Genomic DNA, 15884 nt, shown 5'->3' on the forward strand with positions numbered 1-15884 from the left:
GCATGACCACCGCCGATCCCGACGGACCGCTCGCCGAGCAGTTGCTACGGCTCACCCGCCGGGTGCACCGCATCCAGAAACGCCATCTGGAGGAGCGGCGACTGGGCGTGACCCCGGCCCAGTCCCGGTTGCTGCGCACCCTCGCGCACTACGCCTCACCGCCACGCATGGCCGACCTCGCCGAGCGCCTCGAGGTCGTCCCCCGCGCGGTGACGACGCTGGTCGACGGGCTGGAGGCGAGCGGCAAGGTACGGCGGGCACCGGACCCGGCGAACCGGCGCGTGACCCGGATCGAGCTGACGGACGAGGGGCGCGCGACCCTGCGCGAACTGCGCGGGGCGAGGCGCTCGGCGGCAGAGGAGATACTGGCGCCGCTGACCGAGAAGGAACGCCAGGTGCTCGGCGTGCTGCTGGACACGCTGATCGACGGGGACGCCGCCCAGCGCTGCTGAACGCCCACGGCCCCGCTCCCGGGAAGGAGCGGGGCCGTCGCCAGCGGGGCCGTCGCGCGACCGGAGCCGCCGGGCCACGCCTTCCGTACCGCGTGCGACCGGCCGGGCCGGCCGGTTGCCTCACGCGGCGCACCCCGTGCCGCCGCCCACGTCAGCAGCGGTGGCGGTCGTCCGTCAGCATCCCTTGGACCGTGGTGAGCGAGCGGTCGTAGCAGCGGTCCGGGCCGAGGAGGCGGTAGCGCTCGGTCGACGTGCCGACCGCGTGCCGCTGGTCACGCGGGACGTCGACCGTGTAGGCGGCGTCGCCGCTGTAGGTGTCGTCCAGCCGCGACCACGTGGTGCGCCGGCCGCCCCCGCGCGTCTCCACCGACGCCCGGTCGCCGAGGGTCAGTACGGTGCGCAGCCGGCTGTCCGGGCCGAGCGTGGTGGCGCCGTTCACGGTGTACACGCGACGGGTGTGCGTCGCCCGCGCGGGGCCGTGTCCGGGGCCGCCGACGGTGACGGTCTCGTCGTCGGTCCAGGTCGCGTCGAGTCCGTCCGTGGTCTCGCCGGCGGTCCAGCGGTGGACGGAGGTGTTGGCGAGCGTCCGGGTGACGGTGGTGGTCACGCGGCCGTGCGAGGTGTCCAGATAGCCGGAGACGGTGAGCCGGTGCCCCGCCTCGGTGCGCACCCGGTCCTCGGAACCGGGGGTGTAGACCGAGGAGTTGGCGAGATCGGTGGCCTTGATCCCGGCGAGCGCTCCGGTGACGTGGGCGCGATGCGCGTCCTGCCAGACCAGTACGTTCACCGGGGTGCTCCAGCCCGACTGCCCGGCGGGCACGCCCACGACGGAGACCTCGACGCGGTGCGGGCGGCCGTCGTTGAGGAGGCCGGCGAACGGCGTGAGGTCGTACTCGACGGGCCGCACGTCGAAGGCGCCCGGGGCCGGGAGGACGTACCAGAGGAAGGGGTTGGACCAGCCGCCCGTCCAGACGTTGGGGAACGGTGCCGCGATGCCCGCGAGCTTGCCGTCGACGCTGATCTGCACCTCGCGGTAGGGTCCGCGGTCGGCCTTGCACGAGTACGACGCCGGGTCGGCCACGGTCAGGTACCAGAACTCCTCGCAGCCGCCGCCCGAACCGGTCGCGTACACCTCCGCGACGATCCGCTCACTGTTGCGCGGGGTGGTGAGGGTCGTGCCGGCGGACGTGTCGGCGAGGGTGAGGACGCGGTCGGGGGCGGGTGATCCGGGACGTCCCGCGTAGAAGGTCAGGGTGACGTGGACGTCGATGACACCGGTGTAGGTGTCGTCGACCACGTTGCCGATCAGCATCTCGACGTCCCTGGCGGCACGGAAGGTGTCGCTGTAGCGGGTGACGTCCTTCTCCACGTGCCACTCGATGCCGTCGGGTGAGGGTTCCGGGGTGGAGGTGCGCAGGACCTCGACGCCGCCGACATGCAGATAGCCGAGCCGGTCGTACTGACGGCCCTTCACCTTGCCGTCGAGGCGCAGCACGACCTTGCTCCACTGGTCGCCACAGCCCTCGGGGGGCGTGTAGCCGCCGCGATAGGGCGTGAAGTCGCGGAACTGGGCGTCAGCGAGGGTGACCTGGCACGAACGCGTGTGCGGCCGGTCGACGGACGGGCCCGCGGTCACCGGGTCGTGCCAGTCGGTGCCGAACTCGGCGGGCACGTCGACCGCCTGGGCGGTCGCGGCACCGGTCCCGAACAGCGCGCTCACCACGAGGGTCGCTCCGGCGAGCATGGACATGACTAACCGTCTTCTCATGGCCCGTGTTCTACGGGGAGACGACCCGCCCCCGCAATGACGCCTCGACAGATCGGCGCGATGAGGACGACGGCCGCACGGCCCCGCGCACCCGTCCAGCGAAGGAACATTTAGTGCTATAAGCACACCTAACTGACATAGTACCGTCATGGAGATCATGACCGCCGGCAGTCCAGCGGGGCGCACGGCCGCACGTCCGGCACCCCGAGCCCTCGACGCCCACCGGCCCCTCCGATGAAGGCGCCGGCCCCGCGCCACGACCCCCGGCAGCGGCCCCACCGCCCCGTCCTCCGCGTGCGTCGCACGACGCTCTTCCGCACGGTCACCGGAGCCGTCGCGGTCACGGGCGCCGTCGCCGTGACGGGCGCCGCCATACTCGCCGGTGACGCCTTGTTCCCCGGCCCGGGCCCGCGCCCGGACCACGGCACCCCCGCCCCCGGCGCCTCCGCCGCCCCGGCCGGCCCGGCCCCGTCCCCCGGCGCGCCGGGCATCGGCGACCCGCTCATGCCGCTCGCCGGCAACGGCGGCTACACGGTCCGCCGGTACACGCTCGACTTCGACTGGCGGGCCCCGCGAACGCCCTTCGAGGCCGGCGCCACCATCAGCGCCACCGCGACGCAGGCCCTGTCCCGCTTCGACCTCGACTTCGCGGGCAACGCCCTGCACCGCGTCACCGTCGACGGCGCACCGGCCACCGCGGAACGCGCCGGCGACGAACTCGTCGTCACCCCCGCGAAGCCGGTCCCGCGCGGCCGCAGGTTCACCGTCCACGTCGCCTACACCGCCGACCCGGCCCAGACACGGCACCGCGACGACGCGATCCAGGACTACGGCTGGGTGCCGACCCCGGACGGCACCGTCGTCTGCGCACAGCCCGACGGCGCCAGAATGATCTTCCCCGCGAACGACCACCCGAGCCTTCGGGCGCCCATCACGTTCCGGATCACCACCCCCGCCGGCCTGAGGGCGGTGGCCAACGGCCGGCTCGTCGGCACCGTGCGGCGGCCCGACGGCCGCGTCCGGTGGACGTACGACTCCGAGCAGCCGATCGCGGCACAACTGGTCCAGCTGGCGATCGGCAGGTTCACGGTCGTCGACAGCCGAGGCCCGCGCGGACTGCCCGTCCGGGACGTCGTGCCGGACGGACTGGTCGCCGACACCGAGGCGTACCGCTCGCTCACCCCGGAGCACCTGCAGTGGCTGGAGCAGCGCCTCGGCCCGTACCCGTTCCGCCGCTACGGGGTGCTGGTCGGGGACACCGACCTGCCCGTGGCGCTGGAGACCCAGTCGCTCTCCGTCGTGCCCCGGGAGGACCTGCTGGGCGACCGGGTCGACGCCGAGCGCAATCTCGTCCACGAGCTGACGCACCATTGGACGGGCGACAGCGTCGCCGTCCGGCGCTGGTCCGACCTGTGGCTGAGCGAGGGTCACGCCCGTTTCTACGAACGCCTGTACTCCGACGAGCACGGCGGCGTGAGCATGGAGTCCGCGATGCGGGCGGCGTACGAGCAGCACGACCAGTTGCGGCACGACGAGGGAGCGCCCGCCGAGCCCACCGAGGCGACGCTGTTCAAGGTGATGCGGTACGACGGCTCGGCGCTGGTGCTGTTCGCGCTGCGGGAGAAGGTCGGCAAGGAGACCTTCGGCAGGATCGAACGGGCCTGGGTGACCACCTACCGGGGCCGTGCGGCCGGCACCCGCGACTTCGTCGCGCTCGCGTCCGAAGTCGCGGGCGAGGACCTGGGACCGTTCCTGACACCGTGGTTGTACGGCGCGCACACCCCGCCCATGCCGGGTCACCCCGACTGGCAGGTGGACCCGGTCGAGGACTGAGCGGCCCGCGGCCGCGTTTGGTTGCCCCGGGCAGCGGAGTCGCTGCGGCCGACCGGGTGGCCTCTGCGGGACGGCTGGTCCACCCCGGTGACTCTCGCCACGACACGGCGCCCGGGGCACGGAAACGTACGAGGGGTGGCACGGCGGGCAACTCCTTTGCCCTGGTTGTGAGCGAGCGTGGTTGGGAGAGCTCTGCGATGAGAAGAAATGTTTCTGCATATGTCCCCGCGGCCATCCGGAGATGCCGTCGTACGGCTTGTGTGATCGCGGGGGCGGCTCTGCTGCCACCGTTGCTGATCCTCCCGATGTCGGGCGCCGACGATCCGTCCGACCGGCGTCTGCAGAACGCCTTCACGGACGCCGCGCGCGAGTTCCAGGTCCCGCGCAGCGTGCTGATGAGCGTGGCGTACATGCAGTCGCGCTGGGACGCCCACCCGGGCGCGCCGAGCGTCTCGGGCGGCTTCGGGCCGATGCACCTGCTGGACACCGACCTCGTCAAGGCCCCGGCACTGTCGCCGGAACCGAAGGCGGCGGACGGCGTCCACGCCCGGCCGAGCGCGGGGGCCGCGGGGCCCTCCACCAAGGAATCGGCCGGGCCGTCCACCCAGGAAACGGCCGGGCCGGCCGCCGAGGAAGCCGTGGGCGTCACGGCCCGTCACGCCGTGCAGCCGGCGGATCTGCAGCACGCGGCACGGCTGATCCAGGCCACGGCCGGACGGCTGCGGACGGACGCCGTCGCCAACGTACGCGGCGGCGCGGCCCTCCTGGCGGCCACCCAGACCCAGCTCGGCAAGCCCCTCAGCACCGACCCCGCGGACTGGTGGGACGCGGTGGCGCGCTTCCCCGGCACCCGTGACGTCGCGTCAGCCGCGGCGTACGCGGCCGACGTCTTCACCGTGATCCGGCAGGGCGCGCACCGCACCACCGCCGAGGGCCAGGACGTCACCCTCCCCGCCTTGCCCGGCGTGCGGCCCCACCACCGCACCCCCGTCCCGGGGGGTCCCCAGCGGCCGGAGGAGGTCGAGTGCCCCGCCGAACTCGCCTGTGACTGGCTCGGCGCGCCGTACGAGGAGATCGACGACAGCGCCTACGGCAACCACGACCTGGCCGACCGGCCCAGGGACCAGCCGATCGAGTACATCGTCATCCACGACACCGAGGCGTCGCTGGCGAGCATGTTCCAGACGGTGCAGGACCCGTCGGAGGCCTCCTGGCACTACTCGGTCCGCTCCACCGACGGCCATGTCACCCAGCACGTCAGGACCAGGGACGAGGCCTGGCACTCCGGCAACCAGTTCGTCAACGCCCGCTCGATCGGCATCGAGCACGAGGCCTTCCTCACGCAGCCCGGGACCTGGTACACGGAGCAGATGTACCAGGCGTCGGCACGCCTGGTGCGGTACCTGGCGAAGAAGTACGAGATCCCGCTCGACCGGCAGCACATCTTCGGCCACGACAACGTGCCGGCCCCGACCGCCGACTCCATCCCCGACATGCACGACGACCCCGGCCCCTTCTGGGACTGGCGGCACTATTTCGACCTCCTCGGCGCACCGCTGCGGGCCACCGCGGGACCGGACAGCGACATGGTGACCATCCTGCCGGACTACAACACGAACCAGCCGCGGTTCACGGGCTGCACCCGCAGCGGTTCACCGTGTCGGCCGCACGGCTCCAGCGCCGTCCGTCTGTACACCGAACCGCGTGAGAACGCCCCGCTGATCCAGGACCCGGGGCGGAAGCCGGACGGCGAGGACTCCACCGAGGACGTCAACGACCTGGGATCGCGCGTCTCCGCGGGCCAGACCTTCGCCGTCGCGGACCGCAGCGGCGACTGGACGGCGATCTGGTTCCAGGGACACAAGGCGTGGTTCAAGAACCCCAAGTCGCACCCGACCGCCGTCGGAGCGGCCGGGCACATGGTCACGCCGAAGGAGGGTCTGGACGAGGTCCCGGTGTACGGGCGTGCGCTGCCGGAGGAGGAGGCCTACCCGGACGACATGGACGAGCCGGACGAGTCGCCGCTGCCCTACAGCCTCCTGGCCGGCCAGCGGTACGTGACGCAGTCCGGCGTCGGCAGTTCCTACACCGCCAAGTCGTTCGGCGACACGCCCAACCCGGTGGTGTGGGGCCGGGAGAAGTACTACGAGATCCAGATCGGCCATCGGCTCGGGTACGTCCGGGCGAGCGACGTCGACGTGATGCAGTCGTCCGCCACCACGGCGGGTCCGGAGGGAGAAGAGGCTCCGCCGGCCCAGTGACGCGGCCGCCGCAGCCGGAGCCGGTTCCCGGCGCCGCCCGGGGCCGGCTCGTTCCGGAAGGCCCCCGGGCCGGGGCGCGCCGGAGCGGCCGTCCCGGAGCCGCCGCGCGGCCCCCGGGCACCGGCGGCGGTGCGCTCCGGCCCGCAGCGCTATGCCCTCAAGGTCGCCCTGTCCCCCATCACCACGACAGGGTCGTGAGCGGGGTCGAGCGTGCGCAGCAGGAGCCGCATGGCGTCCTTGGAGACGCTGACGCAGGCCGAGGTGCCGCTGCCGTGGTCCATGTGCAGCCAGATGCCGCCGCCCCTGGCCGCGCCCCAGGGGCGTGTGGCATCGCTCGGCGGGGCGCCCCTGAGACGGTTGTAGTCGATGGCGATGACGTAGTCGAAGTCGTGCCGGTGGGCCTCGTCCCACCCGGCCGGCGGCGCGTAGGCCCGCTCGTCCCGGTCGTAGGGCAGCCGCGTGCCCGGGTCGGCGAGCACCCCGCCCGCGTCGGTGAGGGTGAACACGCCGACCGGGCTGCGTCCGTCGCCCTCGTGGTGGTGCGTGGTCCAGCCGTGGCGCCCGTTGTGGGCGGGCCAACTGCCCTCCGGGTGCCAGCGCCCGCCCCGCCGCGTGTACAGCACGACCCTGGAGGTGGCCGAGTCCCGGCCCTCCCCGTAGACGGCCACGACCTGGCGGGAGCCCGCGGGGACGCGTCGGTTCAGGCGGTCGCCGACCCCCGGGACGCGGGTCGGATCGGCCGTGGGGGCCGACGACACGGCGGGAGTCGGCGCGGCCCGGCCGCGGGCATCCTGCGCGCCACGCGTCCGAGCGGCGTCGGGGGCGGTGGTGACACAGGCGGAGAGCAGGAGGAGAAGGACGCCGCAGGCCGCCGCCGCGACCGTCGTGCGCCGCACGCTGTCTTGCTGCACCCGACCAGGCTGGCATCGCCAACGGGCCGGCCGTGGCGTCTTCCGCACCATCACCGCTCCGGGTGACAGGGCTGCCCGGTGCTTGACGGACGGGGTGACGGGGGCCGTGGCCGGAAGTCGGCGGATTTCGTGGGACAGCGAGAAAAACTGTTTGAAATTCACCACTCCGCGACGCGAACCTTTCACGGCTTGCCGCCGCTCCCGCGGCCTCCCGCTCCTTCCCCTCCCCTGACACGAGCCACTGGGACGTCATGCAGATCCAAGACCTTCCGTATCCCGATCCGGGCGCGCCCGACGCACGCTCGGGTCCCCGATTCCTGTGGTGGCTCTGGCGCAATCAGCTGGGCGGGCAGCTGAAGTCACTCGCCTGGGGCCTGCTCCACTTCGTCTCCGTGTCCGCCCTGCCCTTCTGCGTCGGCCTCGCCGTCCAGGCGGCCGTCGACCGTTCCGGCACCCGGCTCGCCCTGACGGGGGGTCTGATGCTGTTCTGCGGAACCGGTATCGCCGTCGGCGACACCTTCCTGCACCGGACCGCCGTCACCAACTGGATCACCGCCGCCGCCCGCGTCCAGCAGCTGCTGGCCCGCAAGGCCGCCCAGCTGGGCTCGGCCCTGACCCGGCGGGTGGCCGCCGGTGAGGTGGTGTCCGTCTCCACCGGCGACGTGGAGAAGATCGGGTGGTTCGTCGAGGCCGCCTCCCGTTTCACCGCCGCCGCGCTGACGGTGGTCGTCGTCTGCGTCGGTCTGCTCGTGTACCAGCCGGCGCTCGGCGTGGTCGTCGCCGTCGGCCTGCCGGTCGTGGCACTCGCGGTGCTGCCGCTGCTGCCCCGGGCGACGCGCCGAGCAGACGAGCAGCGCACCAAGGCGGGCCGGGCCACCGAGCTGGCCTCGGACACGGTCGCCGGGCTGCGGGTGCTGCGTGGCATCGGCGGCGAGGAGCTGTTCCTCGACCGCTACCGCCGGGCCTCCCAGGAGGTGCGGCACGCCGCCGTGCGCAGCGCCCGGATGTGGTCGCTGATCTCCGCCGTCCAGGTGCTGCTGCCCGGCCTGCTGCTGATCGCGGTCGTCTGGCACGGCATCGGCCTGGCCCGCCAGGGCCGCATCACGGTCGGCGAACTCGTCACCGTCTACAGCGCGGTCATGGTCCTCAACTACCCGCTGCGGCACTTCGAGGAGATCGCCATGGCGTACTCCTTCTCCCGCCCCTCGGCCAGACGCGCCGCGCGCGTGCTGTCGCTGGAGCGGTCCACGGCCGCCGACGGCACCCGCGGGGCCACGGTGCCCGGCGGCGACCTGTACGACCCGGTGACCGGTCTGCTCGCTCCCGCCGGCCTCCTCACCGCCGTGGTGTGCGGCGACCCGGACGCGGCGGGCAGGCTCGCCGAGCGGCTGGGCGGCCACCCCGCGGAGCCGGACCGGTCGGTGCTGCTCGGCGGAGTGCCCCTGGACGAACTCCCCCTCGACAGCGCCAGGACCGCCGTCCTCGTCCAGGACAAGGATCCGGTGCTGCTGTCCGGCACCCTGCGCGAGCTGCTCGACGTGCCCTCCTCCGGCGCCGTACGGGCCGCGGACGCGCTGGCCGCGGCCCGGTGCGAGGACGTGCTGGACGCGCTCACGCAGGGGTCACTGGACGCCGCCGATCCGATGGAGGCCCGCATCACCGAGCGCGGACGCTCCCTGTCCGGCGGCCAGCGCCAGCGGCTCGCCCTCGCCAGGTCACTGATCACCGATCCGGAGGTACTGGTGCTGGACGAGCCCACGTCCGCGGTCGACTCGCACACCGAGGCCAGGATCGCGGACGGACTGCGCACGCTGCGGTCGGGGCGGACGACGGTGGTGTTCACCTCCTCGCCGCTGCTGCTGGACCGCGCGGACCGGGTCGCCCTGGTGCACGAGGGCGAAGTCGTGGCGGTGGGTGTGCACCGCGAACTGGTCGACGGCGAACCGCGGTACCGGGCCGTGGTGACCCGGGAGACCGACGAGGAACTGGCCGCGGCCGACGAAGGCATGCTGCTGGACACGCTCCAGGAGCTGGAAGAGATCGAGGAGAGCGCATGATCGGCGTTGCGCCGCCGGCGTACGACCCGGCGGCCCCGACGACCGCCACCACCCTTCCCGTCGGCGCCACCGCGACCGTGCGCGCCTACGTCACCGAGCTGTTCCGCCGGCACCGCCGGGCCTTCCTGCTGCTCATCACCGTCAACACGGTGGCCGTCGTCGCCTCCATGGCGGGCCCCTACCTGCTCGGCGGCCTGATCGAGCGGGTGTCCGACGGGGCCGAGGAGCTGCATCTGGGCCTGGTCACCGGGCTGTTCGTGCTCGCCCTCGGCGTGCAGGCCGTGTTCGTGCGGCAGGTACGGCTGCGGGGCGCGATGCTCGGCGAGCGGATGCTGGCGGATCTGCGCGAGGACTTCCTCGTCCGGTCCGTCGGGCTGCCGCCGGGCGTGCTGGAACGGGCGGGCACCGGTGACCTTCTGTCCCGCATCACCACCGACATCGACCGGCTGGCCAACGCCATGCGCGAGGCCGTGCCGCAGCTGGCCATCGGCGTGGTGTGGGCCTTGCTGCTGCTCGGCGGGCTGGTCGTGACGGCTCCGCCACTGGCCGCCGCGGTGCTGCTCGCCGTGCCGGTCCTGGTGATCGGCTGCCGCTGGTACTTCAGGCGGGCGCCTGCCGGGTACCGCTCGGAATCCGCCGGGTACGCCGCCGTCGCCGCCGCGCTCGCCGAGACCGTGGACGCCGGCCACACCATCGAGGCCCACCGCCTCGGTGCCCGCCGCGTGGCCCTGTCGGAGCGGCGGATCAAGGAATGGACAGCGTGGGAGCGCTACACGCTCTGGCTCCGCTCCGTGCTGTTCCCGGTCATCAACGCCGTCCACCTCCTCGTGCTCGGTTCCGTCCTGATGGTCGGCGGTGTGTTCGTCCTGCGGGGCTGGATCGGTGTGGGCCAGCTGACCACGGGCGCGCTCATCGCCCAGATGCTCGTCGACCCGGTGAACCTGATCCTGCGCTGGTACGACGAGGTTCAGGTCGCCCAGGTGTCGCTGGCCCGCCTGGTCGGCGTGCGGGACATCGAGCCGGACGCCGGGGACGCCTCGCTGACGCCCGACGGCCGGTCCGTGCACGCCGACCGCGTGCACTTCGGCTACCGGGAGGGCGTCGACGTGCTGCGCTGGGTCTCCCTGGAGGTCGCGCCGGGCACCCGGCTCGCCCTGGTCGGGCCGTCCGGCGCGGGCAAGTCCACCCTGGGCCGGCTCCTCGCCGGGATCTACGCGCCCCGGGACGGCCGGATCACCCTGGGCGGGGCCGAGCTGTCCCGGATGCCCGCCGAACGCGTCCGCTCGCACGTCGCCCTCGTCAACCAGGAGCACCACGTCTTCGTGGGATCCCTGCGCGACAACCTCCTGCTGGCCCTCCCCCACCCCCGGCCGGCCGGGGGCGCCTCCCCGGACAGCCACGACGCCGAGCTGTGGGCGGCCCTGGGCGCGGTCGATGCGGACGGGTGGGCGCGGGCGCTGGACGACGGCCTGGACACCGAGGTCGGCTCCGGCGGCCTGGCGCTGACCCCGGCGCAGGCCCAGCAGATCGCGCTGGCCCGGCTGGTGCTGGCCGATCCGCACACCCTGGTCCTGGACGAGGCGACCTCGCTGCTCGATCCGCGTGCGGCCCGCCATCTGGAACGCTCGCTGGCACGTGTGCTCGACGGCCGCACCGTGGTGGCCATCGCCCATCGTCTGCACACCGCCCATGACGCCGACGTGATCGCCGTCGTGGAGAACGGCCGGATCAGCGAGCTGGGCAGCCACGACGAGCTGGTCGCGGCGGACGGGCCCTACGCCGCGCTGTGGCGGTCCTGGCACGGGTGAGCGACTGCCGGGGCGCCGGTGACCACGGGTACCGGTGACCATGAATGCCGGTGATGGCGGGTGTGGGTGATCACTGGGCCCGTTTCCCGGTGGGCGCGGGCGGTCCTGCCGGCGGGGGTGCGGGTGCCCCTGCCGGAGGCGGAGGGTTCCCTCGCGGGGCCGGGGGTGCGGCCGGCACCGTGCTTCCCGGAACCGGGGCACGCGGTGGCCGGCCCGGGCCGCCGGGGCGGTCGTCGACCCGTCACGCGCGGGGGTCCGCCGGGTCCGGTCCGGCTCCGGTGCCGGGGCGGGCACCCCTTCCGGTAGTCGTGCCGTTGCGCAGTGCGGAGCAAGGGTGGAAGGCTGGAAAGCGGCGGCACAGGCTCGGGGCGCGCCCGGGAACCACACGGTTCACGGCGTGTGAGCCCCGTGCCGTGTGTGCAGACGGCCCGCCATCCACTGGGGCGGCATCCGGCCGTCCTCACCACCTGGAGGTACTCGTGGACAGCGCCGACGGCTGGGGGGACGACGTCTACCAGCCCGATCCCTCGGAGATCCGGGAGGACTCGGGGGTGCTCGACGTCGAGGACACACTGGACTTCGACGGCGTCGCCGACCCCCTCGACCGCGGCTGGTCCCCTCCCGAGCGACCGTGGGCGGTCGAACACCGTGGCGTGACCGCAGCCGAACGCCAGGCGGGCGAGACGCTCGACCAGCGGCTCGCGGAGGAGCTGCCCGACCCCACTGCGCCGGACGACGACGGTATCGGCGACTGCGACGGCACGGACGGGGAGCTTCTGGACAACGAGGTCGGCAACTTCCGTTCCGGCCGGCTGGTGGCCCCCGACGAGGGTGCCCACGAGGACGAGGAGGCCGCCCTCGTCGCCACCGACGTCGGCATCGACGGGGCCGCCGCCTCCGCCGAGGAGGCCGCGATGCACATCGTCGACGAGGACTCCCTCTCCGGCTGAGAGGACTCCGACACTGGCTGAGCGGGACCGTCCGGACACCACCCCCGTCCGGACACCCGTCCGGACCGCCCGGCACGAGGAGCCGCCATGCAACAGGACCAGCACCCCGACTACCACCCTGTGGTCTTCCGCGACCGCGCCGCCGGATACGCGTTCCTGACCCGTTCCACCGCGCGGAGCGAGCAGACGATCGAGTGGGACGACGGCCGGACCTACCCGGTGATCGACGTGGAGATCTCCTCCGAGAGCCACCCCTTCTACACGGGAAGGGCCCGCTCCGTCGACACCGAGGGCCGGATCGCCCGCTTCGAGCGCCGGTACGGCGCGGCGGACACCGACGAGGCCATCTGACCCCGGGGGCGCCCTCAGATGACGTTGAGGGCCGCGGCGCAGCCCACTCCCCCGAGCAGCATGAACACCGGCATCAGCACCTTGAGCTCGACCCAGCTGCCCGCCCGGAACCGCATCGCCTTCGGCGGGCCGATCGGGTACCAGCGCTTGCGCCCCACCGGGATCGGCCACAGGATCGGGCAGCCGGACACGGTCAGCGCGTCCCCGATGTCGTGCACCAGCGCGCCCAGCACGATCGGCAGCCCCAGCCACAGGTACTCCTGCCCGTGCGCGGTGAACAGCCAGTCGGAACCGTTGCCCGGCTTGTCCAGCACTCCCGCGAGGATCCACGCGCTGGTCGCCGCCAGCAGCCAGACCAGGACGTCGCTGCTGGACCCGCGCGCCGCCCGCCACAGCAGCCCCTCGATGGCGAGCACCATGTGCACGAAGAGGATCGCCAGCACCGCCCAGCGGCCCCCCGTGATTGCCGCCGCGGAGGATCCGGCACCGATCAGGACCGCCCAGACCCAGGTGTGCGTCAGCGTCCGGTGCCCGCCGGAGCGCCGCGGGTCGCCCTGCTTCCTGGTCGCCTTGTAGACGGCGTACGACAGCTTGTCCACGATCTCGCAGATCCAGCGGGAGATCGGCCCGAAGGCCCGGGAGATGGTGGCCGCCTTGTGGTCGAGATCCGGGGCGAGAGCGGCGCCGGCGGAGATCAGGGCGCCGCAGAGGAGGACCGGCCAGGGCATCGGGTGCCCGGCGGCCGCCGCGGCGGCTCCGACGCCCAGCCAGGCCGCGGCTCCCGACAGTGAGTGTGCTGGTCCCATCATGGCCGCTTCCCGCCCCATTCCTCGTGTGCCGCTGTCCAGTTGACCTGGTGCGCCGACGCTGCGCCGGCGACACAGCGTAGCGGCCGTGATCTTGGAGCCCGCAGCCGATTCCCCGCTCGGGCGGTGGGCCAGGCAAGATGGGGGCGTGACCCTCATCGATCAGCTGCCGCCGACCGCCGACCCCGACGCCCTCTACGAAGCCTTCGAGTCGTGGGCGCAGGAGCGTGGCCTCACCCTCTATCCCCACCAGGAGGAGGCGCTGATCGAGGTGGTCTCCGGGGCGAACGTGATCGTCTCGACGCCCACCGGCTCCGGCAAGAGCATGATCGCCGCGGGGGCGCACTTCGCCGCGCTGGCCCGGGACGAGGTCACCTTCTACACTGCGCCGATCAAGGCGCTGGTGTCGGAGAAGTTCTTCGAGCTGTGCAAGCTCTTCGGCACCGAGAACGTCGGCATGCTCACCGGCGACGCCTCCGTGAACGCCGACGCGCCCGTCATCTGCTGCACTGCCGAGGTGCTGGCGTCGATCGCGCTGCGCGACGGCAAGCACGCGGACGTCGGCCAGGTCGTCATGGACGAGTTCCACTTCTACGCGGAGGGCGACCGCGGCTGGGCCTGGCAGATTCCGCTGCTGGAGCTCCCTCAGGCGCAGTTCATCCTGATGTCGGCAACTTTGGGTGATGTGTCCTTCTTCGAGAAGGACCTCACGCGCCGCACCGGCCGTCCCACATCGGTGGTCCGCTCGGCGACCCGCCCGGTGCCCCTCTCCTACGAGTACCAGCTGACCCCGCTCACCGAGACGCTCACCGACCTGCTGGCGACCAAGCAGGCCCCCGTCTACATCGTGCACTTCACCCAGGCGCAGGCCGTGGAGCGGGCGCAGGCGCTGATGAGCATCAACATGTGCTCGCGCGAGGAGAAGGACCAGATCGCCGAGCTGATCGGCAACTTCCGCTTCACCACCAAGTTCGGCCGCAACCTCTCCCGTTACGTGCGGCACGGCATCGGCGTGCACCACGCCGGCATGCTGCCCAAGTACCGGCGCCTGGTGGAGAAGCTCGCCCAGGCCGGTCTGCTGAAGGTCATCTGCGGCACCGACACGCTCGGCGTGGGCGTCAACGTGCCCATCCGCACGGTGCTGTTCACGGCGCTGACCAAGTACGACGGCAGCCGGGTGCGCACCCTGCGGGCCCGCGAGTTCCACCAGATCGCGGGCCGGGCCGGCCGGGCCGGTTTCGACACCGCGGGGCTCGTGGTCGCGCAGGCGCCGGAGCACGTCATCGAGAACGAGAAGGCCCTGGCGAAGGCGGGTGACGACCCGAAGAAGCGGCGCAAGGTCGTGCGCAAGAAGGCGCCGGAGGGCTTTGTCGCCTGGACGGAGAACACCTTCCAGAAGCTGATCGAGTCGGATCCGGAGCCGCTGACCTCGCGCTTCCGGGTGACGCACACGATGCTGCTGTCGGTGATCGCCCGCCCGGGCAACGCGTTCGAGGCGATGCGCCACCTCCTGGAGGACAACCACGAGCCGCGCAGGCAGCAGTTGCGGCACATCCGCCGGGCCATCGCGATCTACCGCTCGCTGCTGGACGGCGGGATCGTGGAGAAGCTCGACAAGCCGGACGCCGAGGGCCGCATCGTCCGGCTCACGGTCGACCTCCAGCAGGACTTCGCGCTGAACCAGCCGCTGTCCACGTTCGCTCTGGCCTCGTTCGAACTCCTCGACCCCGAGTCGCCGTCCTACGCCCTCGACATGGTCTCCGTCGTCGAGTCCACCCTGGACGACCCGAGGCAGATCCTCGTCGCCCAGCAGAACAAGGCGCGCGGCGAGGCCGTGGCCGCGATGAAGGCGGACGGGGTCGAGTACGAGGAGCGCATGGAGCGCCTGCAGGACATCACGTACCCGAAGCCGCTGGAAGAGCTGCTCTTCCACGCGTACAACACCTACCGCAAGAGTCACCCGTGGGTCGGTGACCACCCGCTGTCGCCGAAGTCGGTGATCCGGGACATGTACGAGCGGGCGCTGTCCTTCACGGAGCTGGTGTCGTTCTACGAGCTGGCCCGCACCGAGGGCATCGTGCTGCGCTACCTCGCCAGCGCCTACAAGACCCTGGACCACACCATCCCGGACGACCTGAAGTCCGAGGACCTGCAGGACCTGATCGAGTGGCTGGGCGAGATGGTGCGCCAGGTGGACTCCAGCCTGCTGGACGAGTGGGAGCAGCTCGCCAACCCGGAGGAGATGACCGCCGAGGAGGCCCGGGAGAAGGCCGACGAGGTCAAGCCGGTCACCGCCAACGCCCGCGCCTTCCGCGTGCTGGTCCGCAACGCCATGTTCCGCCGCGTGGAACTGGCCGCACTGGACCAGGTCGAGGAACTGGGCGAGATGGACGCCGACTCCGGCTGGGACGCCGACGCCTGGGGCGAGGCGATGGACAAGTACTGGGACGAGTACGACGACCTCGGCACCGGCCCCGACGCCCGCGGCCCGAAGCTTCTCGTCATCAAGGAGGAGCCGGAGAACGGCATCTGGCGCGTCCGCCAGATCTTCGAGGACCCGAGCGGCGACCACGACTGGGGTATCAGCGCGGAGATCGACCTCGCGGCCTCCGACGCCGAGGGCCGTGCGGTCGTCCGCGTCACCGACGTCGGCCAGCTGTGAGACCTGCGCGGCCACTGGTAAGCCA

The 15884-nt window shown here is 72.6% G+C and carries 11 protein-coding genes; 8 read left to right on the forward strand and 3 right to left on the reverse strand.

Going from position 1 to position 15884, the window contains the following annotated elements:
- Positions 1-2 precede the first annotated feature (2 nt).
- Positions 3-452, forward strand: coding sequence for a MarR family winged helix-turn-helix transcriptional regulator (locus tag FHS34_RS07445; protein ID WP_184962381.1), 450 nt, complete (start codon positions 3-5; stop codon positions 450-452).
- A gap of 151 nt (positions 453-603) precedes the next feature.
- On the opposite strand, the gene FHS34_RS07450 is transcribed toward FHS34_RS07445, so the two are convergent.
- A complete protein-coding gene (locus tag FHS34_RS07450) occupies positions 604-2220 on the reverse strand; it encodes a peptide-N4-asparagine amidase (RefSeq protein WP_225817706.1) in 1617 nt (538 codons plus the stop codon).
- A gap of 294 nt (positions 2221-2514) precedes the next feature.
- Here FHS34_RS07450 and FHS34_RS07455 point away from each other — a divergent pair, with 294 nt between their 5' ends.
- Positions 2515-4053, forward strand: coding sequence for a M1 family metallopeptidase (locus FHS34_RS07455; protein WP_225817705.1), 1539 nt, complete (start codon positions 2515-2517; stop codon positions 4051-4053).
- A gap of 197 nt (positions 4054-4250) precedes the next feature.
- Entirely contained in the window at positions 4251-6314 is a 2064-nt protein-coding gene (locus FHS34_RS07460; RefSeq protein ID WP_184962383.1) for an N-acetylmuramoyl-L-alanine amidase, read from the forward strand.
- Between the two features lie 149 nt (positions 6315-6463).
- Here the strand turns inward: FHS34_RS07460 and FHS34_RS07465 are convergent, their stop codons facing one another.
- Positions 6464-7225 carry a L,D-transpeptidase family protein gene (locus FHS34_RS07465; RefSeq protein ID WP_184962385.1) on the reverse strand — a complete coding sequence of 254 codons (762 nt, stop codon included), beginning with the start codon at positions 7223-7225 and terminating at the stop codon, positions 6464-6466.
- A 251-nt stretch (positions 7226-7476) separates the two neighbouring features.
- On the opposite strand from FHS34_RS07465, the gene FHS34_RS07470 reads away from it, so the two are divergent.
- The 4 genes from FHS34_RS07470 to FHS34_RS07485 all read left to right on the forward strand — a co-directional run bounded on the left by FHS34_RS07470 (position 7477) and on the right by FHS34_RS07485 (position 12391).
- Positions 7477-9282 carry an ABC transporter transmembrane domain-containing protein gene (locus FHS34_RS07470; protein WP_184962387.1) on the forward strand — a complete coding sequence of 602 codons (1806 nt, stop codon included), beginning with the start codon at positions 7477-7479 and terminating at the stop codon, positions 9280-9282.
- Positions 9279-11090 carry an ABC transporter ATP-binding protein gene (locus FHS34_RS07475; RefSeq protein WP_184962389.1) on the forward strand — a complete coding sequence of 604 codons (1812 nt, stop codon included), beginning with the start codon at positions 9279-9281 and terminating at the stop codon, positions 11088-11090. The genes FHS34_RS07470 and FHS34_RS07475 overlap by 4 nt, the downstream gene beginning before the upstream one ends.
- A 479-nt stretch (positions 11091-11569) precedes the next feature.
- Complete coding sequence (locus FHS34_RS07480) at positions 11570-12040, forward strand: DUF5709 domain-containing protein (RefSeq protein WP_184962391.1); 471 nt, start codon at positions 11570-11572, stop codon at positions 12038-12040.
- Positions 12041-12127: 87 nt separating this feature from the next.
- The gene (locus tag FHS34_RS07485; RefSeq protein WP_184962393.1) at positions 12128-12391 is read left to right on the forward strand and encodes a type B 50S ribosomal protein L31; all 264 of its coding nucleotides are present in this window, start codon (positions 12128-12130) and stop codon (positions 12389-12391) included.
- Positions 12392-12405: 14 nt separating this feature from the next.
- On the opposite strand, the gene FHS34_RS07490 is transcribed toward FHS34_RS07485, so the two are convergent.
- Positions 12406-13200 (reverse strand): metal-dependent hydrolase, encoded by a 795-nt coding sequence (locus FHS34_RS07490; protein ID WP_184962395.1) that lies wholly within the window; start codon positions 13198-13200, stop codon positions 12406-12408.
- Positions 13201-13345: 145 nt separating this feature from the next.
- Here FHS34_RS07490 and FHS34_RS07495 point away from each other — a divergent pair, with 145 nt between their 5' ends.
- Entirely contained in the window at positions 13346-15859 is a 2514-nt protein-coding gene (locus FHS34_RS07495) for a DEAD/DEAH box helicase (RefSeq protein WP_184962397.1), read from the forward strand.
- Positions 15860-15884 lie beyond the last annotated feature (25 nt).

It is taken from the genome of Streptomyces echinatus (genome assembly GCF_014203595.1).
Lineage (GTDB): Bacteria > Actinomycetota > Actinomycetes > Streptomycetales > Streptomycetaceae > Streptomyces > Streptomyces echinatus.

Excerpts from the sequence above, each read along its gene's own strand:
- FHS34_RS07460 (WP_184962383.1), top strand. The coding sequence starts at position 4,251 with ATGAGAAGAAATGTTTCTGCATATGTCCCCGCGGCCATCCGGAGATGC.
- FHS34_RS07445 (WP_184962381.1), top strand. The coding sequence starts at position 3 with ATGACCACCGCCGATCCCGACGGACCGCTCGCCGAGCAGTTGCTACGG.
- FHS34_RS07475 (WP_184962389.1), top strand. The coding sequence starts at position 9,279 with ATGATCGGCGTTGCGCCGCCGGCGTACGACCCGGCGGCCCCGACGACC.
- FHS34_RS07470 (WP_184962387.1), top strand. The coding sequence starts at position 7,477 with ATGCAGATCCAAGACCTTCCGTATCCCGATCCGGGCGCGCCCGACGCA.
- FHS34_RS07485 (WP_184962393.1), top strand. The coding sequence starts at position 12,128 with ATGCAACAGGACCAGCACCCCGACTACCACCCTGTGGTCTTCCGCGAC.
- FHS34_RS07450 (WP_225817706.1), bottom strand. The coding sequence starts at position 2,220 with ATGAGAAGACGGTTAGTCATGTCCATGCTCGCCGGAGCGACCCTCGTG.
- FHS34_RS07490 (WP_184962395.1), bottom strand. The coding sequence starts at position 13,200 with ATGATGGGACCAGCACACTCACTGTCGGGAGCCGCGGCCTGGCTGGGC.